The organism is Candidatus Pelagibacter sp. HIMB1517, from assembly GCF_052047895.1.
In the GTDB taxonomy this organism is placed as follows: Bacteria; Pseudomonadota; Alphaproteobacteria; order Pelagibacterales; family Pelagibacteraceae; genus HIMB114.
In genome coordinates this window covers 84,886-107,622 of the sequence record NZ_JBNAIW010000001.1, presented here as the reverse complement: position 1 = coordinate 107,622, position 22,737 = coordinate 84,886, and the positions used below count along the sequence as shown (strand labels likewise).

Genomic DNA, 22,737 nt, shown 5'->3' with positions numbered 1-22,737 from the left:
CATTTCTGATAGTTGAAATTTATGCGATCAAATTTAATATTATTTTCTGGCGCACTTTTTTTTTGGTCAGCAACATGGAGCATCATTGGATTAACTCAAGTTAATATTGATCTAGATCCAACAATATCTGTATTTATTAGATTTATTCTAGCAGGTTTAATTATTTTAGCTTATGTGATTTTAACAAATAGAAAATTAATATTTTCTCTAAAAGAGCATCTTTATTTTTTTATTCTTGGTATATTTTTATACAGCGGAAATTACATTTTTTTTTATCATTCAAATGTTTATTTACCTTCAAATATTCCAGCCACCGTATTTTGTCTTATAACTATTTTTAATATTTTGGGTGAAAAATTCATTTTTAAAAAACCTTTAACCTCAATGACATTATCTGGGGCCTTACTCGGCATAAGTGGGATCGCTATTATTTTTTACCAAGATTTTGTTAATTTTGATTTAAACTCAGGAACCACACTAGGATTAATGTTTGCATTATTCGCAACTTTATCTGCATCAGCTGGAAACTTAATTGCAATATATAACAAGCGAAACTACAACATACCACTCTTACAAAATGTAGCGTTTGCAATGATTTATGGTGCGCTGGTCGCCCTTATTGTTTCATTTATAAAAGGAGCAGAATTTTATATTCCAATAAACAATTTTAGTTATCTTCTTGGACAAGCTTATTTAATTATATTTGGATCCATTGTTTCATTTCTTTGTTACATACGATTTATTGAAAATACGTCTGCATCAACTGGTGGATACATTGGCGTAATTATGCCTATTTTAGCTCTAACAATTTCAATGATTTTTGAAGATGTAAAACCAGATATTTTTTTTCTCACAGGATTACCTGTCGCATTAATAGGTTTACTATTAATTTTAAAACAAGAATCTGTTAATAGATAAAAATTATGAAAGATTTTGCAGTTTATATTGGCACCGCTTTATTGTTTATTATTCCTGTCGTTTGGCTTGTGCTCACCTTAACAGGATAAAATTATAGTCCTTTATTTTTTACAAAGTAGTCCATACGGTCGATGGACTTAATAGAGTAATCAATATTCTTATCATCTCTTTTAATTTTGATTTTAACAGTGCTTCCAGGTCCCCCCGCTTTCCAAGCATTGAGATAAAATTCTTTCATCGTTTTTACCTTTGTATTATTTACAGCAACAATCAAATCACCTGCTTTAATACCGGTGTTAGCAGCAGGACCATTTTCATTAACTCTGGATACACTCAGTTGACCTGTTAAATCATCAGCAGATAATCCAAGGTAAGGGTTAATATTTTTCGTTCTTCTTCCATTTTTAATTAAATCTTTAAGAACCGGTTTCAAGGCATTGATTGGAACGTACATATTGCCTGGTGACATAAGCCCTGGAGAAACTGTATCTGCGATATAAAGTGAGCCGATACCTAATATTTGACCTCTATCATTTAATAAAGGAGTTCCTGCCCAGGCTTGGTTCATAGGATAAACATAAATAGGTTTATCTAAATAATATTCCCAGTAACCCGTAAATGATCTTCTTGAAACCGATTTTCCTGCAGAGCCTTGTCCATGAGTTGGATAGGGCATCACAAATAACATATCATCATCTTTAATTTTATCAGAGTCACCCATACGAAGTGGTGCAAGATTTGTTGGAACTACAGTTTTTAAAATACCAAAGCCCGTTTGATGATCGTAGCCAACAAGTTTGCCTGGAACCGTTCTTCCATCAGGTAAACGAATATCAATTTTTTCTGCTTCAATAACAATGTAACCAATAGTTAGAATATGTTTTTTATCAATGACGACGCCAGTACCAAGGCGCTCTGTACCAAGTGACCTTGCCGTTCTAGCATTTTCTGGAACAAAACTTCTTACTTCAACAATTGATTTATAAATTTGCTCAAACTGTTTTGATGTTTTTAATTTTTGCTGAGAGTAAGATAAATTTGGAAATAAAAAAAAGATGAATAGAAATAAGAAATGAAAATATTTTATTTTCATAACTGAATCTTAATCTTTTTGAGAAAAATTATAAATACAAGCTTTAGTTTAGTTGAAAAACTATAAACTATACTTATGAATTAACTTAGATTTCTTTAAGATCCTCAAGGTGTTTTTTTAAAGCTTTAACAGACAGCTGTATTTCTATGATGAAGGTTATAATAGCGGTTGTAAAAATAATAACGGCAAGTCCAAAACATATAACAGAAATATCAAATAATTTGAGATAGCCAAAAAAAATGGTGAGTAAATTAAAAATAAAACTAATCGCAGACAGTGTTTGCATCAAACGAACTAGTGTCATTCTTTGATTTAAAATTTTAAGTTCCTCTAAAAATCTTGATCGATTTGGACTTTCGATATTTTGAATGACAATTTCGTCATGCATTTTTCTAATGAGTGCAGATAAAGATGCATAACGATTTCCAAAAGTGGTCATCATTAAGGGAATTGCTGGAAAAAGGAATAACGGATACCAAAATTGATCTAGCATTCTAAAAGACTATTTTTTATTTCTGTTCTTCGACCAATCAACTGCATTTTCCCATTTTTCCTTCATGGTTTCTTTTGATTGAATAATTGGTCCGTCTCTAGAAACAGGTGAGTCGCCTGTTACTTTTAAACCTAGCATAAAGATTCCAAATGCTGCAAGCATTAACAATAATGTTAATTTCATTCGTGTTCGCCACCTGGATCTTTTTTATCAAGCTCAACTCTTTTGCCATCGACCCATAAATTTTGACGAGATCTTGTTGTACTATGGTAACCATCATTTCTAAGATTAAATTGTCTCGCATTTTGAAAGGACTTCATTGTAAAGTAAACACCAATGATGACGAGTACGTGACCAATGACTGAAGTTGATAATACCAAGCCCCAGACTTTATATGACCAGAACATTAGTGTGAAAATGACTGACCACATCAAAGATAAAACAACTAAGATTTGAAGCCTTACTGTTTTAGGAAGTGCCCTTAAGTCATTTTTCTTATCATCAAACAACAATAAGCCAGCTTCATATAAAAAATCCTTCATATGAAAATCACACTAAACTATTAGAGATGAATTGATAGGGTTTATTTCTTTAAAATCTCATCTTGGATGATTGGAAATATATTTTCTGCAATAACCTGAACCCCTTTAATATTAGGGTGTTTTCCATCATCAAGATTAAGTTCAGGATTAAGAGCAACCCCTTCTAATAAAAAAGGATAAAGTTTGATTTTGTATTTTTTAGATAGATCAGGATAAATTGAATTAAATTGTTTTGCATAACTTGTTCCGTAACTTTCTTGAGCCATCATTCCAGCTAGAATGATTTTAATATTTTTACTTTTTATTTTCTGAATCATCATATCTAAATTATCTTTTGTCACTTTAGGATTAATACCTCTCAGCATATCATTTGCTCCAAGGCATAAAAAAATAAGATCTGGTTTGTCACCAAGAGACCAATCTAATCGATCTAATCCACCTTTCGTCGTATCACCACTTACACTCGCGTTAATAAAAGTAACATTTTGTCCTTCAAATTTTTTTTGTAAAACTTTATCTAGGTGATGATTTTGAGTTAAACCGTAGCCTGCCATTAAACTATCCCCAAACAGCATAACTTTGGTTTTAGCCTCAGCTGAAACTTGTATTATGCTGACTAAACACCATATATAAAATACTAATTTTCTCATGAGCACACTTTTAGAATTAAAACAAATTACTCTAAATTATAAGAATTATAATACCTCAGTTGAAGTAATCAAAGGAATAGATTTAAAAATTAATTCTGGTGAAAAAGTTGCAGTCGTTGGAAAAAGCGGTTCTGGTAAAACGAGTTTAATCATGTTGATGGCTGGACTTGAACAGCCCACATCAGGAGAGATTATTTTTGATCAACAACCCATCTCAACATTTAATGAGGATGAGCTAGCTGATATTCGAAAGAAAAAAATTGGTATTGTTTTTCAGTCTTTTTATTTAATTCCAAATTACACCGCACTTGAAAATGTATCTTTGATTTTAGAGATTAATGGGATTGATAATTCAAAGCAAAAGGCAGAAGATCTTTTAGTTCAATTTGGTCTAAAAGATAGACTACATCATTTTCCAACACAATTATCTGGTGGTGAACAACAACGTGTTGCCATTGCAAGATCTATGGCAGTAAAACCAAAACTTATTCTTGCAGATGAACCCACTGGAAATTTAGATAGTGAAAATTCTCAAATGATTTCAAATTTATTGTTTGAGTACGCTAATAAAAATCAATCTAGTTTTGTATTGGTTACCCATGATCTTAAATTTGCAGAAAAGTGCGATCGTATTATTAAAATTGAAGACGGCACTATCGTTAGTTCATGATTAATCAATTTTCTTATGCCTTAAGAGATTTATCAAGAAGTTATAAGAAACTTTTTTCTATTATTATTACATTATTTATTAGTCTGTTTATTTTAAGTTTAATCATTAATTTAGAAACTGGATTAAAAAAGGAACTTCAAAATAATGCAAAAGTTTTATTAGGTGGTGATTTTGAAGTTGACACAAGAACTAAGCAAATTGACCAAAACTTTTTAAATGAATTAAAAGATAAAAGTACAGTTTCATCAACTATTGAATTTTCAACGATGTTAACGGGATCGTTAACCGATGATACCAATGCTTTTTTTATCAGACTTAAAGCAGTTGATGATCAATACCCACTATACGGAAAAGTGTTTTCTAAACCAGAAAATGCAATGCAAAGATTGCAATCTGAAGATAATACCATCGTGGTTAATCGTAAGATTTTTGAAACATTAAATTTAAAAGTTAATGATACGGTTTATGTTAAACAAGCACCATTTAAAGTCGTTGGTTATGTTGAGACGGTTCCCGATCTAGGACGAGCTTTGTTATTTGGAGATTTTGCTATCGTCAGCAACCGTGCATTTGAAAAGTTAAATGTGACTTCAATTGGAAGCTTTGTAAACTATGAATACAAAGTTAAAGCACCAAACAAGGATGTTTTAGAATTTGTTTACGAAAGGTTAAAACAATTTCCAACTTATAAAATTAGGTTGCCAGAAAATGCAGCAAATAATTTAAAGCGTTTAATCTCAAATTTTTCTGAGTTTTTATCTTTAGTTTCAATAAGCGCTATGTTGATTGCGGGAATTGGAATCTCAAATACGTTGATCTCTTTTATTAACCAAAAAAACACTAGTATTGCCATTATGAAGTCGATTGGCTTTAAATCACAAAATATTAAACAAATCTTTTATATCGAAATTTTATTGCTGTTATTTTTAATCACCACACTAGCTTATGTGATGTCTTTATTAATTATTCCTCAAGCTAATCATTTTATTGCAAATCTTGGAATTTCTTTAGAAAGCCAATTTAGTCTAGTTAATTACGGGCTTATTTTAATGACAGGCTTTTTAGTTGTGGTGATCTTTTGTATTCCAACTATCTCATCCATTGAACAGATTAAAGCGACAAGTTTATTTAGAAACGTTTTTCAGCTCACTCGTTTTCAGTTTGGAGCAAAAAATATTATTCTAATTTTATTTAGCCTTATTGTTCTTTTAGGAATATTTTTACTGCGCTCAGATAAACTTTATTACACGACAACTTACTTCGTATTTTTCTTTATTTTCTGTGGTGTTTTTTACCTTTTATCAAAGACGATTATTTACATTCTAAAACAATTTAAAACATTCCATTCTTTGCCCTTAAGATTTGCGGTTAGAAATATTATTCAAGATAGATCAATTTTCCCCATTACCGTTTTATCGCTAGGAATAGGAGCTACTTTATTATTAACACTAACTTTAGTTGGGACGAACTTTAAAAGGGAATTAGAAAAATCTATTCCTGAAATTGCACCAGATTTCTTTTATGTCAGTATTCAAAAAGACGTAAAAGACAATTTTATTAGTTATCTAAATAAACAAGATCCGAATTTAAAATATGAAACGGTACCTATTGCACCAGCCTCTGTTGCTAAAATTAATGGCGTTGATCCACTAACTTATATTAAACCATCGAATGACAGTTTTTGGGTTTTGGAGCGTGATAGAAGAATTTCTTGGAGCAATACACCACCTGAAGACAATCCAATTGTTGAAGGACAATGGTTTGATCTACAAAGTGATCAGTTACAAATTTCACTCGATGCAAAAGTTGCAAGAAATTTTGGAGTGAATTTAAATGATCAACTGACATTAAAAATTTATGGAAGAGAAATGACTGGAGTGGTGACCAGTTTAAGAAAGGTCGATTACAGAGATTTATCTATCAACTTTGCAATGATTATTAACCCAAAGTTTGCAAATCAATTACCTCATGAATATATCGCCACAGCAAAGTTTTCAGATAAAAAATATATTAATGAAGCAAAGCTTGTTCAAAACTTTCCAAACATATCAGGAATTAAAGTTTCAACTTATCTTGGAAAAATAACAGATCTTGTAAACAAGATATTTATGGCCGTAGTCATTATTTCTTCCGTAGTTGTGATTGTTGGTTTAATGGTCATCGCTTCAGCTGTGATTGTTCAAGCAAGACTTGGAATTTATCAAAATTTAATTTTTAAAATTTTAGGTCTAAGATCAGGTAAGTTAATTCAAGCAAATCTAATTGAATTTTTAATTACTTATGTTTCTATATTTATGATTGCAGGATTATTTGGAATTTTTACATCTGAATTTGTGATTGAGACTATTTTTAGATTAGGTTGGCAGTTAGAATTTATGCCAGTCTTTAATGTTCTTGTCATTATTGGAGCGTTAACTTTATTTTTAATATTAGTGAATACTTACCGTTTCTTAAAGCCAAGCGTTTATCCAATGGTAAGAAACGAGTAGTTACCTTCTGCCTTTTGCACTTGCATGTTTTTGTAAGATTTTTTGAGCATTAAATTTTGCTTCATCTGTTTTTTTAATTTGCCAAATTTTATCTCTTGCAATTTTAGATGACGAATGATGATCAACAATCGGATGAGGATAATGTTTTCCGATTTCTAAATCCAAGTCCTTTTGCTCAAGGTAAGTTAATTTCCATGGTTCATGAACAAGTTTATCAGGAACGTTTTGTAATTCCGGAACCCATTTTTTTATAAATGATCCATTAGGATCTTGATCTGTAGATTGTTTGATAGGATTATAAATTCTTATAGTATTGATACCTGTTGTACCGGACTGCATTTGAAATTGAGAATAATGAATACCAGGTTCATAATCTGTAAATAACTGTGCCATATGTTTACTTGTTTTCTTCCAGTCCAACCAAAGCTGGTAAGACGCAAAGGATACAAGCATTGCTCTCATTCTAAAATTAATCCAACCATTTGCTTTTAAATATCGCATACATGCATCAACAAACGGATATCCTGTTAAACCTATTTTCCAGGCATGATGATATTCTTCATTAAATGAATTTTCTCTGAGTCCATCATAAGCACGATTCATATTCTGCCATTCAATTTCAGGTTCATCATAAATTTTTTGAATAAAATGACAGTGCCAAGCTAATCTACCTCTAAAAGAGCGTAGTGATTTAACTTTGTTAAATGACATATTTTCTTTTTTGGCACTCGTAATGGCAAAATTAATTTCTCTTAAAGAGATGGTTCCGTATGTAATGTGAGGGGATAATCTAGAACAAGCAACTTCGCCAGTAACAGGTGAAGACATTTCTTTTTGATAGTTTTCAGATCGTTGATCTAAAAAACTTTGTAATAATGATAATGCCTGTTTTCTTCCACCTTTTTGTATGTTGGTTCCATCAATTTCTTTAGTTTTAATCTTATCAAGTGATGGGGTATCAATTTTTAAAAATTTACAGTTTATTTGAGCCTTGACTGGATTAAGATCTATAAAATTATTCCATTGTGAAGACCAAAAGTTACGTTTTCTATTTTCCAACTGTATTCCAAATTGCTGCTCTTGGTGCCAGAGTATATTTTTTTCTTTAAATAAACTTTTACATTTTTGATCTAAATCTAAAGTGTATTGATTACGAAAGATTTGATTAGAATAGATTTCTTCAAATTTATATTTATCAATTAGTTCTTCTAAAACTTTTAATGTATTTCCATAAAAGATATGAATATTAGAATTAAATTGATCTTTAAAATTTTGGTTTAATTCTTCAAGAGAATCTTGAGTAAATTTAAGATGATACGAGCTTGAGGTTTCTAACGCCCAATAATTTTGATCATAAATAAATACTGGCAATACCTCTCCATCCTTACATGCTGCATTAAAAGCAAGATTATCTTCAACTCTCAGATCGTGTCTGAACCATAATATTTTTTTCATGATAATTAATCTTTGTTCTTGTTTTCAGACAAAACATGAAACAGTCCAAAGCCTGCAATAAAAAAGGGTAAAAATACTAACCACGTATTTTGATTTTTTGTTAAAGTCAGAATAGTCGAGATTGTTGTTAAAATAACATATAATCCAATTAATTCTTTTTTGTGTCTTTTCATAAAACCTTTATAAACAAATTATGATTCAATTTCACCCTTCAAGATCTAAAGCATTAGAACAACTTCAATCCTTTGTTGAAAATCATTTAGGGTTATATGCAAGGGACCGTAATTTTGATTTTGGACCTGAAAAAAGAACGAATACTTCTTGTTTATCTCCTTATGTCACTCACGGAATATTAAGTGAAAATGAAATTATTAAACAAAGTTTAAAACAATATTCTTTTTCGAAAATAGAAAAGTTTATTCAAGAAGTATTATGGAGGACGTATTGGAAAGGGTGGTTAGAACGAAGGCCAAGTGTTTGGACTGATTTTATTAATGATCTTAAATATCTCAAAGTTGATTATGAAAGTGATAAAAATTTAAAAGCTGCCGTTAATGGCAATACGGATATTGATTGTTTTAATGATTGGGTGAATGAACTTAAAGAAACAGGCTATTTACACAATCACACTAGAATGTGGTTTTCATCAATTTGGGTTTTTACATTAGATTTACCTTGGCAACTTGGTGCTGAATTTTTTATGAAATATTTAAAAGATGGAGATCCAGCATCAAATACACTGTCTTGGAGATGGACTGCTGGTATTCAAACTAAGGGAAAAAATTATGTTGCTCAAGAATGGAATATTAAAAAATTTACGAATGGAAAATATGACAAGGTTAAACTAAATGAAAATGCTGTTCCAATCGTATCCGATAAGGAATACGTTCAAATTGATCCAGATTTTACCAATGCCAATATCGCAGAGGATCAAACCCTTTTAATTTTTGATAACCAACTTTGTTTTGAAAATTCTGATTTTAAAGATCATAAATTCAAAAAAATCATGTTGTTACAAAATACTAATCTTACACGATCTATCGAGCTTGATGATGAATTAATAAAATTTAAATTAGATCTTATTCATGATCAGCAAGATAGATTAAAAGATCATATAGAAGTTGAAGTTCGTGATATCTCCTATTTAAACAATTTAGATTTAACCGATAAAATTGCTTTATATCCAGGAGTTGGAGAAAACCTTGATTATTTAAAACAAAATCAAATTGATCTAAACTTTTTATATCGAAGCCTAGATCAAATGACCAATCCGTATTGTAAAAAAGGTTTTTTTAACTTTAAAAATTTTATTCCAAAGATTATCAGTCAAATTAATGCATAACAAAAAATTACAATTATTAGGTTGGATTTTATTTAAACTTTCAGCCATTGCTTTTTTAATTGGAAGTGTTGGTAATACAGCAGCTACAATTGGAAGTGCTTTATTTTTATTCGCCTGTACGTTTTTTATCTTAGATTTATTGAAAAAATAGGTCTTATTAATCTTTAGGTCTTTTAAAATAATACTCGCCGTTAGCAACTGAGATCAGTTCCCAGTGGCTTTGACCTAAATAGTCAAGACCGTTTTCTAAAAAGGTTTTTTTATCATTTTCAACGCCTTGTCCGAGTTCATTTAAACTTTTTCTATTAAGCACACGGTATTCAAAAATTTGTTTCATTTAAGATTTGTCGTCTGGATTTGTTAAATCGTCAAGTGTAATGACTTTATTAATATCTGCATACTCTAGCGTTTTTTCTGAAAATTCTCTATTTACAGGAGCTCTTTTGGATTTTCTTAAAGCTTGCTTATCTTTTCTTTTTTTGGCTTTCGCCATTGCTCGCTCACCACGTTTTGATTTGTAGTTATAATGAATACCCAAAAAATTCTCCTTAATGAATTAAACTTTTTTTAAGTTTGTTGCTGCAGGACCATTTTTTCCCTCTTCGATATCAAATGATAGAGCATCTCCGTCATTTAAATAATCAAAGCCAGCATCTCTTACTTGTGTTGAATGAACAAAAACATCTTTTTTTCCATCTTCACGTTCGATAAAACCATAGCCTTTGCTATCGTTATACCATTTTACTTTTCCGTTAATCGGCATACTTTTCCTTTGTCTTATTTTTAGTTTTGCATTTAGGGGTCTTTAAAACGAACTTAAATATGGAAATATTAAAATTGAATTATAAACTTAAACGTAGCCCCCTTAGATAGAGTTAAACCTTCAATGTCAAAGTAATAATAACAATTTTCTCTTTTACGGGCTTTTATGAGTAAATTAAATGATAAGCGCACCAAATCATGAGTAGGACAAAGAATGTCCAAAGAAATATTTCTTTAAACTTTTGCATTAATTCAAATGCAAGTTTAACTTTTTAAATTTTGATTTAAAGCTGTAAAAATATTTATTGTGCGCCACATTACCTTTTTTAAGTAGTATTTGAGAATAATGGATGCACTCATGCGCTAATGTTGAAAGGAACTCTTTTTTATTTGGATATTCCGGTAACATTTCGAGTTCATAAGAAACTGTTTTTTTTCTGTTATTAAAAACTTCTACAAATTGACCCCAAGTCTTATTCATTTTTCTGATTTTGATATCATTAAATGGAATAAGCTTATTTTTAAAAAGCGCTTTATTAAAAATATTAAAAAATTTATTAATATCTTTATAGGTCGTTTTATAATGCATCTCTCCTGTCAACACGGCTTGTGAAATGCGCTTTGTATAATTTTTAAAAATGTCTTTTTTTACTTTTCTCATTTTTCCTGTAATCTCAATTTGGGCTGAGCGTATATATGCCCATTCCTAAGAATGTCTAGATAATAAAATTTGGCTTAAACTGAATTATTCTTCAGTTTCAACTGGCTCAGATGAACGCTTTTCGCGTTCAGATTTTATGAGTTCTACGGCTTCATCAGGGATCTCATCATCAGACTCTTCCCATGCTTTCACTTCATCGACTTCAAGGCCAAGCTTTTCAGCAACCTCTTCAACATCCATGTAAAGTTCTTCTAACGCTTCTGTAAATTCTTCCCAACCCATAATTGTCTAGCCTAATAGCAATTAAGGGATAAATATGAAATAAAAAATTAACTTTGACAATCTTTATCATCGCCTTGGGGTAAGTATTGTAAATGCCAATGATAGCTTTCTTTACCTTGTAATACGGTCGTTTTTGCATGCCCCATGGTTTTAGCTTGATCGATTACAAATTTACTCACAAAACCTTGAAGCTCTTCTTCGCTTAATCGTGCTTCTTTTTCATTACTTTTTCCAACAATACGAACTTTAAACATTTAACCAAGTTTAATTGTATCATCCTATTTAGAAATAAAAATACTTTAAAATTAATGTGAATAAAAAAAATTTTGTAAAAATTTTTGGTTTAAAACTTATTTGTATTTAATTAAAAAACTTAAAATAATTTTAAATGTTTAATTTTTTTTCTAATCAACGTCATTTCAAATTAGCTTCTGAATTAGATGAAGTCATGGGCATGTGGACAAAACGGATACTCAAGATTATAGAAATGAAAAAATCTTTAATTTCTGATATTCAAAGCACCATTCACCAAGGTGGCGCAGTTGTTATTAAAAATACTATTGTCGATAATCACCACAATTTCTATTTCAGGTATAACTCAGAGATAAATTTTGTGTTTCTTATAACTGTTATTGATAAATTGAATTGTACAAATTCTATTCAATGTGTTGGTGAAAATCGCTATAATGGTATTACTATAAATTTTGATATGTTAAGCAATCAACATCAGGTTATTCTTACTCGAGAAGTAAAACCTGATGCAATAGAATTAGCTAAACAGCTAGAAAAACTAGATAAAAATAAATATTTATCCAAAACAATTTAAAGTTAGTGGCCCTTTTCAGGGCCACAACGTTATAACTATTCGAGAATATATAGAGAAAAACGTATTACCTTTTAAAGTAATGACATGGCGTTTGCAGTTATCGCGATGGCATTAGCGATTAATAAACTGACAAACAAAACAATTTTTTTCATAAACATAAATTAACTAATTCAGTTAAAAAGCACTAACGGTAATAGCGAATACCTTACATTCAAAGTTTAGATATCGAATTTTGTCATAACAAACCATTGTTAAAGTCATAATTTAACATTATATTCTAACTATGAGTTCATTCGACGATAGAAAAAAGGGATTTGAAAAAAAATTTGTCACTGATGAAGAGCTAAAGTTTAAAGTTAGTAGTAGAAGAAACCGTTATTTAGGTGAGTGGGCGGCAGGTATTTTACAGCTTAAAGATGAGAAACAGAGTGAATATGTTCAATCTGTTGTTAAAGCTGATCTTGAAGAAGCAGGTGATGAAGATGTGATCCGTAAACTAAAAGCAGATCTTGAAAATCATCATATTACTGAAGAAGAAATTAGAAAAAAAATCACAGAATTTAATCAAAAAGCTCAAGCTGATTTTCAATAATTTCTAACCATTATGCTTAGGGGTTTTTTTGTCATTTTACTGTTTCAGCTCATTGGTGAAGTAATTCAAAAGTTTTTTGCTCTTGTTATTCCAGGACCGGTAATTGGTCTAATCTTTCTACTCTTTACCCTTATTTATTTAAGAAGAGTAAAAATGAAAAAAATCTTAAATGTTAAAAAAGATGTGATGAGCACAGCAACAGCGATTACGAGTTACTTATCTTTATTATTTGTTCCCATTGGAGTTGGAGTGGTGATGCATATTTCTTACCTAGAAAAAAACCTCTACCAAGTGCTTGGCGTTGTAGTGATTGGTACGATCTTAACCGTTGGGATTACTGCAAAATTAATGGAATATTTAAACCTTTATCTTCAGAGAAAAAAGAAATGAATAGCGTTGAAACACTTTACCGAATTTGGGTTTATTTACAAACTGAACCTTTGTTTTGGTTAACCATTACGATTGGCGCTTTTTTAGTTGGAGATTATTTATACAAAAAATCAAACATTAATCCTTTAGTTAATCCAGTTGCTATTTCAATTCTTATCGTCTCTGGAATTTTAATCATATTTGATATTGAATATGAGCGTTATTTTAATGGTGCTCAGTTTATCCATTTTTTATTAGGACCTGCTACTGTTGCACTTGCTATACCTATTTATAATCAAATTAAACTCATTCAAAAAGAAGCTTTAAGTATTACAATTACACTTTTAGTTGGATCATTGTTTGCAATTTTTATTACATACTATTTGGCAAAAAGTTTTGGTTTAGATGAGCAGTTAATTTTAAGTATGTTACCAAGATCAGTAACAGCTCCTATTGCCATGGGAATAAGCGAATTAATTGATGGTCTTCCGTCACTCACTGCAATTATTACCATTGCAACAGGTATTATTGGTGCATCACTTTCAACTTTTGTTTTAGATTTTATGAAAGTGAAAGATATGACAGCAAGAGGTTTTGCCATTGGTTTAACTTCACATGGAATTGGAACCGCAAGAGCGATGTCACGAAATAAAACCGCTGGTATATTCTCTGCTCTAGCACTTGCTTTAAGCGGTGTTGCAGTCTCGATAATAATTCCTATTGTCATTAATATTTTTAATTAATAGTATCAAGTCATGAAGTATTTTTTGATAATCTTATCATTGCTATTTACTCATGCAGCATACGCTAATCATCACGAAGAAAAAATTACCATTGAAAGAGCAGGTAAGGGTTCTGAGATGTTTAATCTTGGAAAAGAATTATACCAAGCAAATTGCGCTTCCTGCCATCAACCTAATTTATCAGGTCAAAAAGGTTGGAAGGATAAAGTTGATGCTGATGGTCACCGATTAGCACCTCCTTTAAATGGGACAGGGCACACCTGGCATCATGATGATAAAACTTTGTTTTATATTATCAAATATGGATTAGCTAAACTGGTTCCAAAATATGAAGGTAAAATGATGGGATTTGAAGATAAGTTAAATGATCAAGAGATTAAATCAGTCCTTGCTTATATTAAGTCTTTTTGGTCTAATGAATATTATCAATATCAAATGAAATTAAATTAATATGAGATTATTTTTAATTACAGTTTTTACATTATTATTTTCAGCACAAAGCTTTGCAGCAGCAATGAAAATGGTTGGCATGAAAGGTAAAGCTTCTGATGTGACGAAAACTATTAAAGTAAATATGTATGATAATTATTATGAGCCTAAAACCATTAATGTGAAAAAAGGTGAAACAGTAAGATTTATTGTTGAGAATAAAGGTGTGTTGGTACATGAGTTTAATATCGCAACAATGAAAATGCACAAAAAGCATGGTCCTGAAATGCTTGACATGATGAAGAATGAAATTTTACTTCCAAACAAAATTAATAAAGAGAAGATGAAACAAATGGCAAAAATGAACCATAAGATGGCTCATTCTCACTCCAATTCAGTTTTACTTGAGCCTAAACAAAAAGCAGAACTGATATGGAAGTTTACATCAAATGCAGAGCTGTTTGGTGGTTGCAATGTTCCAGGTCATTTAGAAGCTGGAATGATTTCTAAAATTAATATTAATTAACTCTTTAGTTATTAAATAATTTTAAAGAATTAGTTTATTTTATTTATACAAAGTATAAATTACCAGTTATGCTTAGAAATAATTTATTTAAAATTTTATTTTATTTAATAATTACTCAAATTTATGCTTCAAATATATTAGTAGCCTCTCATTTAGAAGGTAAAAGCAAAAGTGAAAAAGAGCGATACTTAAAGATTAGAATAGAACAGATTCCAAATAAGCATAAAAAAGTAATAATTAAACCTTCAAATTCGTTAAAAAAAATAAACAAAGACGTTAAAAAAAATAAAAAAATAAATCGAATAATCGACAAGTCTTCATTATTGAGTGTGATTTACTATGATGGTGAAAAAATCGTAATAGATCAAATATCTGACAAGATAAAAGAAGATACAAAAATTTATAGTTTTTCAATGTCGAAGAGTATTGCAAGTTACATGCTTGGAGATGCAATTTGCAATGGGCATATCAAGGGTTTAGATGATCAGATTGTAAATTATGTTCCTGAAGCTCAAGGAACGCTTTATGAAAATTCATCATTCAAAGATCTTATCAATATGTCTGCAGGGGATCTAAATTTTGCAAAAAAAAAACCAGGTAGTAAAAAATTTATTTATGCTGACAAAATTATAAGAAAAAAATCTACTGCAAAGGATTATTTGTTATCTTCTAAAGGAGTAAAAAAATCAAAAAAATTATTTAATTATCATAATTTTCTCACCGATTTTGTTGCAAGAGCTGTAGATAATCAAGTTCCAGGCGGTTTGCAAAAATCATATCAAAATTTAGCAAATAGAGCAGGCACAAAATCTGAGATGTTCTATATTGAAGACTCAAACGGTTGGCCACTGTTATTTGCTTGGTTTTATGCTGAAAGGGAGGACTATTTAAGAATAGCTATACAAATAGCTAAAGATTGGAAGTCGCAAAGTTGCATTGGTAATTATCTAAGAAATATAGAGAGCATGAAGATTAAGGCGTATAAAGATTCTAATTATGCAGGATATTTTTGGTTTGATAGAGGTATCAAGTCAAGACATGTGCAAATGAGAGGACATGGCAATCAGAGAATTCATATTAATTTAGAAAATGGATCAATATTATTATTTCATGCTATTGCTGGAGATTTTGATAGTAAAAAACTCTTTAAGTTAGCTAAATAAAATTACTTTAAATTTATATTTTAATTAAAAAAGTGGTTAAAGCTCTTTTTGTTTACGGCTCACTTCAACCTGGTGCTGAAAATGAGAAATATTTAAAACATATTAAAGGTGAATGGAAAGAAGCGTATGCCCGTGGAAATTTAGTGACTGAAGGTTGGGGAAGTAAAATTGGCTTTCCAGTTATTCGGTTAAATAATAAAGGTGAGCAAATTAAAGGCTGGTTATTAGAGTCTGATGAACTTGATAAGAATTGGAAAATGTTAGATGAGTTTGAAGGTGAAGAATATAAGCGTTCTGTTACAGAAATTTATTTAAAAGACGGATCTAAACAATTAGCTTATATTTATGAGTTAAATGAATAAAGTTTTACAGTTTTTTAATCATACCTTTATTGATCTAGGTAAACAGTTTCGTTTAAGTTACCTGCCACCACTGATGATTTATATAGCTGCTGGTGTGAGCGGACTGACTGGAATTGTTGGAATGTTTTTCATTAAAGATTATTTAAATTTATCTGCTGCTTTTTTAGCAGGACTTGGTTTTTGGGCAGGTATACCTTGGGTTTTAAAAATGCCACTTGGGCATTTAGTTGATTTAATTTGGAGACAAAAAAATTATTTAGTTTTTCTAGGCGCAGGTTTAATCGCAGTCAGTTTAGCAGTGATGTATGGATTGATTATGCATACCAAGGCCATGGCAGAAATTTTATCTGTTGAGACTTGGTTTGTGATCAGTGTTTTATTATCGCCTGTTGGTTATGTTATTCAAGATGTGGTTGCTGATGCAATGACGGTAGAAGCAGTACCTACCGTTAATCACGAAGGGCAAGCGTATTCAAAAGAAGAAACAAAATTGATGCATACCACCATGCAAACTCTTGGTCGTTTTGCAATTATTGGAGGAACAGTTTTAGTTGCTGTTGCGAACATTATTATCTTTAGTAACACCGAAGGATTAAATGAATCCGAAAAAGTATCTCTTTATGGATCGGTTTATTTATGGGCACTTGTTATTCCTTTTGTATCTGTCCTTGGTGTTTTTCTTTCTTTTTATCTAAAGTTGTCAAACAGGGTTGAGGCTGAAGAGACAAAAATAAACTGGTGGATTTTAGGTGGATCTTTTGTCTTTGTGGTTTTCACCATTAGTATTGGATCATTTAGAGTTCCTTTTGCACAAGAAATTGTTTTTCTAGGATCAATGGGAATTGTTTTATTCCTTATGATGAAACTGATTAAAGAGCTTCCAAATGATCTTCGTTTTACCATTGTTGGAACTGCCATTATTGTATTTGTTTTTCGTGCGATGCCAGGACCAGGACCTGGGCTTTCTTGGTTTGAGATTGATGTTTTAAAGTTTGATGAACAATTTTTCTCAAAACTATCTTTAATTGCATCTGTCTTAACCCTTACTGGAATTTTGGTATTTAGATCTTTTATGGCTAATAGTTCCATTGCTAGAATTGTTGTCATTTTATCCATTGCAGGATCTGTTTTATTTTTACCAAGTGTTGGAATGTATTACGGGCTTCATGAATGGACCGCATCGGTTACCAATAATATTGTTGATGCTAGATTTATTGCAATTGTAAATACTGCACTTGAAAGTCCTCTAGGGCAAGTTGCGATGATACCTATGTTAGCTTGGATTGCTAAAAATGCACCGGCTCATTTAAAAGCAACTTTCTTTGCAGTCTTTGCTTCATTTACTAATCTTGCTTTATCTGCAAATGCGTTAGGGACAAAATATTTAAATGAAATATTTATTATTACGAGAGAAGTAAAAGATAAAATTACAGGACAAATTCAATCCATGGCAGATTACTCTGAACTTGGAATGTTATTAATCGTCGTTACTCTTTTAACTTTAATTATTCCAATCATAACTGTTTGGTTTATTCAAAAGTCTAGATTCCACACCAAAGAATAATATTTTTTTTCTTTTCATTAAAGTGTAAGCTAGGGGTATGACCTGGTATTTATTAGGTTTATTATTTTTTATGGTGATTAGATGGGTGTTTGCCACACCTTATCAAAGTGAAATTGAAAGATACGAAGATAAACATAATTGGACATCATTAGGGGGATGCTAAATAAATGAAGCTTAAATTACTTCGAGGACTTAAAGATATTAAAGAAAATTTTTCTTATCATACTGATACACCTGTTAGTGAAATTGCCCTCGAAATTAAAAATAAGAGGATTGGTGCTGTACCTATAGTTGATAATGAGAATAAATTAATTGGAATTGTTTCAGAAAGAGACATTGTTACAAAAATGGTTGTTGAAGCTCGTGATGCAGATTTAACAACTGCAAAAGATATAATGACAACTGATATTGTAAGTGCTCATTTAGAAGATGATTTGGAAAAAACCATTGGAGTGATGAAAAATAAAAATATCAGACATATGCCAGTGACTGATGAAAATGGAACTTTGACAGACTTCTTTTCAATTCGAGATTTTTTAAATGCAGAAATGAATTATAATTCTCAAGTTTCACAAAAACATAAAAATGTTGTGCGTTACCAAATCATTGCATCTGGATTATTGATCCTTGCAGTTTTCGCAGGTTTGTTTTTAGATTTTTTTGACAAAAAATATATTGTTGCGATTTTATCCGTCGTATTTTTGATTATCGGTATCACCTCAGTTTTAACGATAAGAACAACGCGTGATAAATCCGACGATTATTAACTCGAAACAGTTTCTAACCAAAGTGAATCTAATTTTTTAAGCTGGAGCGGATCACATTCTTTTATAATTTTCCAATATCTCCCACATGGCGCCATGTAGGATAGAGCCTTTTCTTTTTTTAAAGCTTGATCCATTACTTTTGAATTAAGTTGAGGTTCTTTGTTTTTTAAAGTTTCTGATAATTGATCTGGATTTAGAAAATCTGACATTTTGATTTTTGGGAATAATAATCTTGATTGATTTTGTTCTGTTAAATTAATCATTCTACAATCATGAGATTTTGCAAAGGCAAGAAGCCTTGCTGATTTTGCTTCTAATGATTGAAGGGTAATGTCATCTCTCAAAGGGTCAGCTTGTCCTGTTCCATAAAAATGACTTTGCGAATTTTTTGGATAAACCATATCACAACCAATATAAGCAATGACATCAGGCTTTAATGCACCAAGGACCCAATAGCCTGTAGTAAATGCCATGGTTCCACCTGCATAAATAAATCCACCAAATGAATTTTGTTCTGGCACATATTGTTTTGCGCTGATTAATTTATTTTTATCAAATGAAGTGGGTTGTTTTTCTTTTGGAAAATCTTCTGGGTAAATGACATAGTCCCAATCTTTTCTTAATCTCCATGCATTATTAATTGCAACTTTATAAGTAATTGAAGAACAATCGATTGATTGAATTCGAGCAGCATCTGGTGCACTTCCTACAATTAAAACAGTCTTCATAAATTCGTTTAATTTTTGTTATATTATAATACAGTTAAATCTTAAGTGTCATGGAAAAATTAAAACCAAAACCTTTTCAACTTTGGGCGTGGGCGTCAACGATCACCATTATGGCTGGTGCCATCACGGCTGCTTTTGGTTATTATCCGCTTTATAATTATATATTTTTAATTGGTAACACATCACTTGCTATTGTGAGTTGGTTATGGAATGAAAAATCTTTAGTTTTTCTAAATGCCGGGTTAGCAAGCATTTATCTTGTTGGATTAATTAATCATCATTTGGGATAACTGGTTACCACCAACCCATTACTCTGCCGTTACCAATTATAATCATTAAACAAGTAATGATATGTAATAAGACCCAAAAAGATCTCACCATCAGTACTTGTTTATCATATGGCTTAGTTTTTTTGTCTGAAAAACTCCCAAGCGCATACATGAATACTTTAAATAAACCGTTCATTTTTAGCCTCCATATTAGATTTGCAGTAAACTAATATAAATTTGTCGACTAAAAATATATAATTTATTTTGTTTTTTTTTGGGATTTTGTTTGTGTAGCGGCCTTATCTTTATTTTTTTGATTACAACATTTTTGAATAGTATAAGCAGTAGCCATTCCACCTATGAATGCCATTTTTAAAATTTTAAGACCTATAAGAGTTCTGATAATCATAATTTAGTTAATATCGTTTTTTTTTAATAAATAATAAATAATAAGATTATAAAAAAATATAAAATTAAAGATATAAAATAAAAAGATTACTTCCTTTGAATTAAACAGGTATCCAGTTGAAGTGATAATGACAGCAAATGCACTAATCGCTAGTGTTAGCTTAGATTGAGCTTTTTTCTTCAAATGTGAAGTAATGATATCCTCTTTTTGAAACATTATATTTTTTTATCATATGGAATGACGTTTACCGTATACCAAAAAGGTTTTTTGTTCTCGTCGATATAAGTAATAAGCGTCCATACAAATGTTCGTGTTTGATTGTTTTTATTTACTTGAATTAAATAAACTTCATGAAATTTATCTTGATGAATAATTCCAACTTTTGTTTTGTTGTGATTTAGTAAAATAGAATAGGCGTCAGACTTCATCATTTTAGTAAAATTTTGAATAGGACCAGTTACTTTTTTATTTTCTGGATGTGCAAATTCATAAGTTTGAACGATACCTAAGTTATTCTTTAATTTTTTATTATTTTTTAATGATTGCAGTTGAATAGTTAGAACTTGATAAGCAGTTAAATTGCTATTGGGTTTAATAAGATTATCATTATGGTTTAAAAACCCAATCAATCCAACGGTAACAGAAAAAATAGATACAAAAATTAATGCTTTAAAATTTTTCATAATATAAGTTTAACAACTGCATATTAAATTAATATGATAAAAGCTAACTTTTAAGTTGTATGAATAAAGAAAATGCATCAAAGTTGTGGAAGCGTATTCAACAAGCAGGAGATGAATTGCAAGGCAAACTTCCAGATCATCCTAACCATCCAAAGGGAAGAAACCCATATGCGCATGTTGCATTATGTGTGAAAAATAAATTTAAACTGAGTTATAAAGATATTCCTGATACTCTTTATGATGATGTGCTAAAGTATATTGATGAGCTTGTTGCAAACCCAGAGTAAAGTCTTTTAATGTTTGAAATTTTTAAAATCAAAAACATCCCGCAAAAAAGCTGGAGCTCGGAAAAACCACTTAATTTTAAACCAAAAGTTTCCACCTTTCTTTTACTTTGCATTGGTTTGGCTATTTTTGGATTAGGTGAAGGATTATTACTAGTCTCAACCACTGGAAATTCACCTTGGTCTGTATTAGCTGAAGGCATTACTAAAATTACAGGAATTACGATTGGGACTTCAACGTTTCTTGTTAGTGTCGGTGTTTTATCACTTTGGATATTTTTAAAACAAAAGCCTGGCATTGGAACGATAATGAATATTATCATTATTGCAGGGGTTATTGATTTAACGTTAATTTATTTTGATCCACCAATATCGATTGTTTCAAAATATATATTAGCAATCGTTTCTGTTTTGTTAGTTGGACTTGGAAGTGGGATTTATTTAATAGCTAACCTTGGACCAGGTCCACGTGATGGTTTAATGACAGGGCTTACGCGAGTTACTAATTTGCCCATTGCGTTTGTCAGAGCTTCAATTGAAATTAGTGTGGTTTTAATTGGTTGGTACTTTGGAGGAACCGTTGGAATTGGAACGCTCATCTTTGCCTTTGGAATAGGCCCAGCTGTTGCTGCTAGTTTATATTTAGTAAATAAAATTTAGATTAGTATTTAATTTAAAAATAAAATCTGTTACGTAATTATCAACCGATTAGTAATGAAATTTAAAAAAATTTTAAAATGAGCTGGCTACCTACTGCAGATCCAAATGTTGATTATAATTGTCCCGAGGCAGTAGAAATGGTTATTGTTCCAAGAGTAGGAGATATTGGAAACTTTGAAGTCAGAAGAGCATTGCCATTTAAAGATAAGCAAATGGTTGGACCTTTCATTTTTTGGGACCAGATGGGACCTGGAGAATTTTTAACAGATCAAGGAGTAGATGTTAGGCCTCATCCACACATTGGATTGAGCACAATCACTTATTTATTTAATGGAACGATGGATCATAAAGACTCACTTGGAAATGATTTAAGAATAAAACCTGGTGAAATTAATTTAATGACGGCTGGAAAGGGTATAGTCCATTCTGAAAGAACAGGTCTTGATATACGAAAACAACCTTCAAATTTATTTGGAATTCAAAGTTGGATTGCTCAACCCAAGAAAGATGAAGATGGAGATCCAGGTTTTACTCATGTTGATAGCCAAAACCTTCCAGAGTTTGAATTTGAAAATATTAAAGGCAAAGTGATTCTTGGAGATTTTGAAGGAGTAAAATCACCCGTCCAAACTCAATGGGATACACTTTATGTTGATTTACATTTAAAGACAGGTCAGAAAATTAATATTCCAAAAACTTATGAAGAAAGAGCTTTATATGTGGTTCATGGTGATATTGAAATTTCAAATACACAATACGAACCGCAGCAAATGATGGTGTTAAGACCGGGTGATCCGATCACGATTAAAGCACAAACAGATGTTCGTATGATGTTGTTAGGTGGTGCTGCAATGGATGGTCCTCGTCATATTTGGTGGAACTTTGTTGCATCATCAAAAGAAAAAATTGAAGAAGCAAAAGAGGATTGGAAAAATAAAAAATTTGCTATCGTTCCAGGAGATGACAAAGAGTTTATTCCACTTCCAGAGCATAAATAAAACTGGCT

The 22,737-nt window shown here is 30.8% G+C and carries 37 protein-coding genes; 20 read left to right on the top strand and 17 right to left on the bottom strand.

Annotated features, from left to right (window positions below; all coding sequences use genetic code 11):
- Positions 1-21 precede the first annotated feature (21 nt).
- Positions 22-918, top strand: a complete 897-nt coding sequence (locus ACTTAT_RS00610; RefSeq protein WP_440679109.1) for a DMT family transporter — start codon at positions 22-24, stop codon at positions 916-918.
- A 91-nt stretch (positions 919-1,009) separates the two neighbouring features.
- Here ACTTAT_RS00610 and ACTTAT_RS00605 read toward each other — a convergent pair whose 3' ends face one another.
- From ACTTAT_RS00605 to ACTTAT_RS00585, 5 genes are all read right to left on the bottom strand, one after another.
- Complete coding sequence (locus ACTTAT_RS00605) at positions 1,010-2,011, bottom strand: S1C family serine protease (RefSeq protein ID WP_440679107.1); 1,002 nt, start codon at positions 2,009-2,011, stop codon at positions 1,010-1,012.
- Positions 2,012-2,096: 85 nt separating this feature from the next.
- Positions 2,097-2,504: a DUF2721 domain-containing protein gene (locus ACTTAT_RS00600; RefSeq protein WP_440679106.1), complete on the bottom strand. Its 408-nt coding sequence runs from the start codon at positions 2,502-2,504 to the stop codon at positions 2,097-2,099.
- A 9-nt stretch (positions 2,505-2,513) separates the two neighbouring features.
- The gene (locus tag ACTTAT_RS00595; RefSeq protein WP_440679105.1) at positions 2,514-2,687 is read right to left on the bottom strand and encodes a hypothetical protein; all 174 of its coding nucleotides are present in this window, start codon (positions 2,685-2,687) and stop codon (positions 2,514-2,516) included.
- The gene (locus ACTTAT_RS00590; protein ID WP_440679104.1) at positions 2,684-3,046 is read right to left on the bottom strand and encodes a hypothetical protein; all 363 of its coding nucleotides are present in this window, start codon (positions 3,044-3,046) and stop codon (positions 2,684-2,686) included. Before ACTTAT_RS00590 ends, ACTTAT_RS00595 begins: the two co-directional genes overlap by 4 nt.
- Before the next feature lie 41 nt (positions 3,047-3,087).
- Entirely contained in the window at positions 3,088-3,696 is a 609-nt protein-coding gene (locus tag ACTTAT_RS00585) for an arylesterase (protein ID WP_440679103.1), read from the bottom strand.
- Here ACTTAT_RS00585 and ACTTAT_RS00580 point away from each other — a divergent pair.
- Both ACTTAT_RS00580 and ACTTAT_RS00575 read left to right on the top strand, forming a co-directional pair.
- Positions 3,695-4,366, top strand: coding sequence for an ABC transporter ATP-binding protein (locus ACTTAT_RS00580; RefSeq protein ID WP_440679102.1), 672 nt, complete (start codon positions 3,695-3,697; stop codon positions 4,364-4,366). The genes ACTTAT_RS00585 and ACTTAT_RS00580 overlap by 2 nt on opposite strands.
- Positions 4,363-6,855 carry an ABC transporter permease gene (locus ACTTAT_RS00575; RefSeq protein WP_440679101.1) on the top strand — a complete coding sequence of 831 codons (2,493 nt, stop codon included), beginning with the start codon at positions 4,363-4,365 and terminating at the stop codon, positions 6,853-6,855. The genes ACTTAT_RS00580 and ACTTAT_RS00575 overlap by 4 nt, the downstream gene beginning before the upstream one ends.
- Here ACTTAT_RS00575 and ACTTAT_RS00570 read toward each other — a convergent pair whose 3' ends face one another.
- Positions 6,856-8,310 (bottom strand): deoxyribodipyrimidine photo-lyase/cryptochrome family protein, encoded by a 1,455-nt coding sequence (locus ACTTAT_RS00570; RefSeq protein ID WP_440679100.1) that lies wholly within the window; start codon positions 8,308-8,310, stop codon positions 6,856-6,858. It abuts the gene before it with no gap.
- Positions 8,311-8,315: 5 nt separating this feature from the next.
- A complete protein-coding gene (locus ACTTAT_RS00565; RefSeq protein ID WP_440679099.1) occupies positions 8,316-8,483 on the bottom strand; it encodes a hypothetical protein in 168 nt (55 codons plus the stop codon).
- 20 nt (positions 8,484-8,503) lie between these two features.
- Here ACTTAT_RS00565 and ACTTAT_RS00560 point away from each other — a divergent pair, with 20 nt between their 5' ends.
- Positions 8,504-9,652 (top strand): FAD-binding domain-containing protein, encoded by a 1,149-nt coding sequence (locus ACTTAT_RS00560; RefSeq protein WP_440679098.1) that lies wholly within the window; start codon positions 8,504-8,506, stop codon positions 9,650-9,652.
- A complete protein-coding gene (locus tag ACTTAT_RS00555; protein WP_440679097.1) occupies positions 9,645-9,803 on the top strand; it encodes a cytochrome oxidase subunit III in 159 nt (52 codons plus the stop codon). The genes ACTTAT_RS00560 and ACTTAT_RS00555 overlap by 8 nt, the downstream gene beginning before the upstream one ends.
- A 6-nt stretch (positions 9,804-9,809) precedes the next feature.
- Here the strand turns inward: ACTTAT_RS00555 and ACTTAT_RS00550 are convergent, their stop codons facing one another.
- From ACTTAT_RS00550 to ACTTAT_RS00525, 6 genes are all read right to left on the bottom strand, one after another.
- Positions 9,810-9,989, bottom strand: coding sequence for a hypothetical protein (locus ACTTAT_RS00550; protein ID WP_440679096.1), 180 nt, complete (start codon positions 9,987-9,989; stop codon positions 9,810-9,812).
- The gene (locus ACTTAT_RS00545) at positions 9,990-10,145 is read right to left on the bottom strand and encodes a hypothetical protein (RefSeq protein WP_440679095.1); all 156 of its coding nucleotides are present in this window, start codon (positions 10,143-10,145) and stop codon (positions 9,990-9,992) included.
- Positions 10,146-10,208: 63 nt separating this feature from the next.
- Complete coding sequence (locus tag ACTTAT_RS00540; RefSeq protein ID WP_440679094.1) at positions 10,209-10,415, bottom strand: cold-shock protein; 207 nt, start codon at positions 10,413-10,415, stop codon at positions 10,209-10,211.
- Positions 10,416-10,661: 246 nt separating this feature from the next.
- Positions 10,662-11,075 (bottom strand): SprT-like domain-containing protein, encoded by a 414-nt coding sequence (locus tag ACTTAT_RS00535; protein ID WP_440679093.1) that lies wholly within the window; start codon positions 11,073-11,075, stop codon positions 10,662-10,664.
- 84 nt (positions 11,076-11,159) lie between these two features.
- A complete protein-coding gene (locus ACTTAT_RS00530; protein ID WP_440679092.1) occupies positions 11,160-11,357 on the bottom strand; it encodes a hypothetical protein in 198 nt (65 codons plus the stop codon).
- A gap of 47 nt (positions 11,358-11,404) precedes the next feature.
- Positions 11,405-11,611: a hypothetical protein gene (locus ACTTAT_RS00525; protein ID WP_440679091.1), complete on the bottom strand. Its 207-nt coding sequence runs from the start codon at positions 11,609-11,611 to the stop codon at positions 11,405-11,407.
- A gap of 134 nt (positions 11,612-11,745) precedes the next feature.
- Between ACTTAT_RS00525 and ACTTAT_RS00520 the strand changes: the two genes are divergently transcribed.
- The 11 genes from ACTTAT_RS00520 (at position 11,746) to ACTTAT_RS00470 (ending at position 18,698) form a co-directional block, all read left to right on the top strand.
- Entirely contained in the window at positions 11,746-12,183 is a 438-nt protein-coding gene (locus ACTTAT_RS00520) for a hypothetical protein (protein WP_440679090.1), read from the top strand.
- Positions 12,184-12,466: 283 nt separating this feature from the next.
- Entirely contained in the window at positions 12,467-12,775 is a 309-nt protein-coding gene (locus ACTTAT_RS00515; protein WP_440679089.1) for a DUF1476 domain-containing protein, read from the top strand.
- A gap of 12 nt (positions 12,776-12,787) precedes the next feature.
- Positions 12,788-13,165, top strand: coding sequence for a CidA/LrgA family protein (locus ACTTAT_RS00510; protein ID WP_440679088.1), 378 nt, complete (start codon positions 12,788-12,790; stop codon positions 13,163-13,165).
- Complete coding sequence (locus tag ACTTAT_RS00505; RefSeq protein WP_440679087.1) at positions 13,162-13,887, top strand: LrgB family protein; 726 nt, start codon at positions 13,162-13,164, stop codon at positions 13,885-13,887. The genes ACTTAT_RS00510 and ACTTAT_RS00505 overlap by 4 nt, the downstream gene beginning before the upstream one ends.
- 12 nt (positions 13,888-13,899) lie before the next feature.
- Positions 13,900-14,337: a c-type cytochrome gene (locus ACTTAT_RS00500; RefSeq protein ID WP_440679086.1), complete on the top strand. Its 438-nt coding sequence runs from the start codon at positions 13,900-13,902 to the stop codon at positions 14,335-14,337.
- A 1-nt stretch (position 14,338) separates the two neighbouring features.
- Complete coding sequence (locus ACTTAT_RS00495; RefSeq protein ID WP_440679085.1) at positions 14,339-14,842, top strand: cupredoxin domain-containing protein; 504 nt, start codon at positions 14,339-14,341, stop codon at positions 14,840-14,842.
- 68 nt (positions 14,843-14,910) lie between these two features.
- A complete protein-coding gene (locus ACTTAT_RS00490; protein ID WP_440679084.1) occupies positions 14,911-16,005 on the top strand; it encodes a hypothetical protein in 1,095 nt (364 codons plus the stop codon).
- 32 nt (positions 16,006-16,037) lie between these two features.
- On the top strand, positions 16,038-16,367 hold the full coding sequence (locus tag ACTTAT_RS00485) for a gamma-glutamylcyclotransferase family protein (RefSeq protein WP_440679083.1): 330 nt from the start codon (positions 16,038-16,040) through the stop codon (positions 16,365-16,367).
- Positions 16,360-17,931 (top strand): hypothetical protein, encoded by a 1,572-nt coding sequence (locus ACTTAT_RS00480; protein ID WP_440679082.1) that lies wholly within the window; start codon positions 16,360-16,362, stop codon positions 17,929-17,931. Before ACTTAT_RS00485 ends, ACTTAT_RS00480 begins: the two co-directional genes overlap by 8 nt.
- A gap of 37 nt (positions 17,932-17,968) precedes the next feature.
- A complete protein-coding gene (locus ACTTAT_RS00475) occupies positions 17,969-18,094 on the top strand; it encodes a hypothetical protein (protein WP_440679081.1) in 126 nt (41 codons plus the stop codon).
- Between the two features lie 4 nt (positions 18,095-18,098).
- The gene (locus ACTTAT_RS00470) at positions 18,099-18,698 is read left to right on the top strand and encodes a CBS domain-containing protein (RefSeq protein WP_440679080.1); all 600 of its coding nucleotides are present in this window, start codon (positions 18,099-18,101) and stop codon (positions 18,696-18,698) included.
- Here the strand turns inward: ACTTAT_RS00470 and ACTTAT_RS00465 are convergent.
- Positions 18,695-19,426 carry a hypothetical protein gene (locus ACTTAT_RS00465; protein ID WP_440679079.1) on the bottom strand — a complete coding sequence of 244 codons (732 nt, stop codon included), beginning with the start codon at positions 19,424-19,426 and terminating at the stop codon, positions 18,695-18,697. The genes ACTTAT_RS00470 and ACTTAT_RS00465 overlap by 4 nt on opposite strands.
- Before the next feature lie 50 nt (positions 19,427-19,476).
- Between ACTTAT_RS00465 and ACTTAT_RS00460 the strand changes: the two genes are divergently transcribed.
- A complete protein-coding gene (locus ACTTAT_RS00460) occupies positions 19,477-19,716 on the top strand; it encodes a DUF6552 family protein (protein ID WP_009359727.1) in 240 nt (79 codons plus the stop codon).
- A gap of 4 nt (positions 19,717-19,720) precedes the next feature.
- Here ACTTAT_RS00460 and ACTTAT_RS00455 read toward each other — a convergent pair whose 3' ends face one another.
- The 3 genes from ACTTAT_RS00455 to ACTTAT_RS00445 all read right to left on the bottom strand — a co-directional run bounded on the left by ACTTAT_RS00455 (position 19,721) and on the right by ACTTAT_RS00445 (position 20,787).
- The gene (locus tag ACTTAT_RS00455; protein ID WP_009359728.1) at positions 19,721-19,891 is read right to left on the bottom strand and encodes a hypothetical protein; all 171 of its coding nucleotides are present in this window, start codon (positions 19,889-19,891) and stop codon (positions 19,721-19,723) included.
- A gap of 63 nt (positions 19,892-19,954) precedes the next feature.
- Positions 19,955-20,104, bottom strand: a complete 150-nt coding sequence (locus ACTTAT_RS00450) for a hypothetical protein (protein WP_440679078.1) — start codon at positions 20,102-20,104, stop codon at positions 19,955-19,957.
- A 215-nt stretch (positions 20,105-20,319) separates the two neighbouring features.
- A complete protein-coding gene (locus ACTTAT_RS00445; protein WP_440679077.1) occupies positions 20,320-20,787 on the bottom strand; it encodes a hypothetical protein in 468 nt (155 codons plus the stop codon).
- A 59-nt stretch (positions 20,788-20,846) separates the two neighbouring features.
- Here ACTTAT_RS00445 and ACTTAT_RS00440 point away from each other — a divergent pair, with 59 nt between their 5' ends.
- From ACTTAT_RS00440 to ACTTAT_RS00430, 3 genes are all read left to right on the top strand, one after another.
- A complete protein-coding gene (locus ACTTAT_RS00440) occupies positions 20,847-21,074 on the top strand; it encodes a hypothetical protein (protein ID WP_440679076.1) in 228 nt (75 codons plus the stop codon).
- 9 nt (positions 21,075-21,083) lie between these two features.
- A complete protein-coding gene (gene yczE / locus ACTTAT_RS00435; protein ID WP_440679074.1) occupies positions 21,084-21,731 on the top strand; it encodes a membrane protein YczE in 648 nt (215 codons plus the stop codon).
- 77 nt (positions 21,732-21,808) lie between these two features.
- Positions 21,809-22,729 (top strand): pirin family protein, encoded by a 921-nt coding sequence (locus ACTTAT_RS00430; RefSeq protein WP_440679073.1) that lies wholly within the window; start codon positions 21,809-21,811, stop codon positions 22,727-22,729.
- Positions 22,730-22,737 lie beyond the last annotated feature (8 nt).

What these genes read in the sequence shown, in the direction of transcription:
- ACTTAT_RS00610 (WP_440679109.1), top strand. Translation starts at nt 22, where the DNA reads ATGCGATCAAATTTAATATTATTTTCTGGCGCACTTTTTTTTTGGTCA.
- ACTTAT_RS00605 (WP_440679107.1), bottom strand. Translation starts at nt 2,011, where the DNA reads ATGAAAATAAAATATTTTCATTTCTTATTTCTATTCATCTTTTTTTTA.
- ACTTAT_RS00600 (WP_440679106.1), bottom strand. Translation starts at nt 2,504, where the DNA reads ATGCTAGATCAATTTTGGTATCCGTTATTCCTTTTTCCAGCAATTCCC.
- ACTTAT_RS00595 (WP_440679105.1), bottom strand. Translation starts at nt 2,687, where the DNA reads ATGAAATTAACATTATTGTTAATGCTTGCAGCATTTGGAATCTTTATG.
- ACTTAT_RS00590 (WP_440679104.1), bottom strand. Translation starts at nt 3,046, where the DNA reads ATGAAGGATTTTTTATATGAAGCTGGCTTATTGTTGTTTGATGATAAG.
- ACTTAT_RS00580 (WP_440679102.1), top strand. Translation starts at nt 3,695, where the DNA reads ATGAGCACACTTTTAGAATTAAAACAAATTACTCTAAATTATAAGAAT.
- ACTTAT_RS00585 (WP_440679103.1), bottom strand. Translation starts at nt 3,696, where the DNA reads ATGAGAAAATTAGTATTTTATATATGGTGTTTAGTCAGCATAATACAA.
- ACTTAT_RS00575 (WP_440679101.1), top strand. Translation starts at nt 4,363, where the DNA reads ATGATTAATCAATTTTCTTATGCCTTAAGAGATTTATCAAGAAGTTAT.
- ACTTAT_RS00570 (WP_440679100.1), bottom strand. Translation starts at nt 8,310, where the DNA reads ATGAAAAAAATATTATGGTTCAGACACGATCTGAGAGTTGAAGATAAT.
- ACTTAT_RS00565 (WP_440679099.1), bottom strand. Translation starts at nt 8,483, where the DNA reads ATGAAAAGACACAAAAAAGAATTAATTGGATTATATGTTATTTTAACA.
- ACTTAT_RS00560 (WP_440679098.1), top strand. Translation starts at nt 8,504, where the DNA reads ATGATTCAATTTCACCCTTCAAGATCTAAAGCATTAGAACAACTTCAA.
- ACTTAT_RS00555 (WP_440679097.1), top strand. Translation starts at nt 9,645, where the DNA reads ATGCATAACAAAAAATTACAATTATTAGGTTGGATTTTATTTAAACTT.
- ACTTAT_RS00550 (WP_440679096.1), bottom strand. Translation starts at nt 9,989, where the DNA reads ATGAAACAAATTTTTGAATACCGTGTGCTTAATAGAAAAAGTTTAAAT.
- ACTTAT_RS00545 (WP_440679095.1), bottom strand. Translation starts at nt 10,145, where the DNA reads ATGGCGAAAGCCAAAAAAAGAAAAGATAAGCAAGCTTTAAGAAAATCC.
- ACTTAT_RS00540 (WP_440679094.1), bottom strand. Translation starts at nt 10,415, where the DNA reads ATGCCGATTAACGGAAAAGTAAAATGGTATAACGATAGCAAAGGCTAT.
- ACTTAT_RS00535 (WP_440679093.1), bottom strand. Translation starts at nt 11,075, where the DNA reads ATGAGAAAAGTAAAAAAAGACATTTTTAAAAATTATACAAAGCGCATT.
- ACTTAT_RS00530 (WP_440679092.1), bottom strand. Translation starts at nt 11,357, where the DNA reads ATGGGTTGGGAAGAATTTACAGAAGCGTTAGAAGAACTTTACATGGAT.
- ACTTAT_RS00525 (WP_440679091.1), bottom strand. Translation starts at nt 11,611, where the DNA reads ATGTTTAAAGTTCGTATTGTTGGAAAAAGTAATGAAAAAGAAGCACGA.
- ACTTAT_RS00520 (WP_440679090.1), top strand. Translation starts at nt 11,746, where the DNA reads ATGTTTAATTTTTTTTCTAATCAACGTCATTTCAAATTAGCTTCTGAA.
- ACTTAT_RS00515 (WP_440679089.1), top strand. Translation starts at nt 12,467, where the DNA reads ATGAGTTCATTCGACGATAGAAAAAAGGGATTTGAAAAAAAATTTGTC.
- ACTTAT_RS00510 (WP_440679088.1), top strand. Translation starts at nt 12,788, where the DNA reads ATGCTTAGGGGTTTTTTTGTCATTTTACTGTTTCAGCTCATTGGTGAA.
- ACTTAT_RS00505 (WP_440679087.1), top strand. Translation starts at nt 13,162, where the DNA reads ATGAATAGCGTTGAAACACTTTACCGAATTTGGGTTTATTTACAAACT.
- ACTTAT_RS00500 (WP_440679086.1), top strand. Translation starts at nt 13,900, where the DNA reads ATGAAGTATTTTTTGATAATCTTATCATTGCTATTTACTCATGCAGCA.
- ACTTAT_RS00495 (WP_440679085.1), top strand. Translation starts at nt 14,339, where the DNA reads ATGAGATTATTTTTAATTACAGTTTTTACATTATTATTTTCAGCACAA.
- ACTTAT_RS00490 (WP_440679084.1), top strand. Translation starts at nt 14,911, where the DNA reads ATGCTTAGAAATAATTTATTTAAAATTTTATTTTATTTAATAATTACT.
- ACTTAT_RS00480 (WP_440679082.1), top strand. Translation starts at nt 16,360, where the DNA reads ATGAATAAAGTTTTACAGTTTTTTAATCATACCTTTATTGATCTAGGT.
- ACTTAT_RS00475 (WP_440679081.1), top strand. Translation starts at nt 17,969, where the DNA reads ATGACCTGGTATTTATTAGGTTTATTATTTTTTATGGTGATTAGATGG.
- ACTTAT_RS00470 (WP_440679080.1), top strand. Translation starts at nt 18,099, where the DNA reads ATGAAGCTTAAATTACTTCGAGGACTTAAAGATATTAAAGAAAATTTT.
- ACTTAT_RS00465 (WP_440679079.1), bottom strand. Translation starts at nt 19,426, where the DNA reads ATGAAGACTGTTTTAATTGTAGGAAGTGCACCAGATGCTGCTCGAATT.
- ACTTAT_RS00460 (WP_009359727.1), top strand. Translation starts at nt 19,477, where the DNA reads ATGGAAAAATTAAAACCAAAACCTTTTCAACTTTGGGCGTGGGCGTCA.
- ACTTAT_RS00455 (WP_009359728.1), bottom strand. Translation starts at nt 19,891, where the DNA reads ATGAACGGTTTATTTAAAGTATTCATGTATGCGCTTGGGAGTTTTTCA.
- ACTTAT_RS00450 (WP_440679078.1), bottom strand. Translation starts at nt 20,104, where the DNA reads ATGATTATCAGAACTCTTATAGGTCTTAAAATTTTAAAAATGGCATTC.
- ACTTAT_RS00445 (WP_440679077.1), bottom strand. Translation starts at nt 20,787, where the DNA reads ATGAAAAATTTTAAAGCATTAATTTTTGTATCTATTTTTTCTGTTACC.
- ACTTAT_RS00440 (WP_440679076.1), top strand. Translation starts at nt 20,847, where the DNA reads ATGAATAAAGAAAATGCATCAAAGTTGTGGAAGCGTATTCAACAAGCA.
- yczE (WP_440679074.1), top strand. Translation starts at nt 21,084, where the DNA reads ATGTTTGAAATTTTTAAAATCAAAAACATCCCGCAAAAAAGCTGGAGC.
- ACTTAT_RS00430 (WP_440679073.1), top strand. Translation starts at nt 21,809, where the DNA reads ATGAGCTGGCTACCTACTGCAGATCCAAATGTTGATTATAATTGTCCC.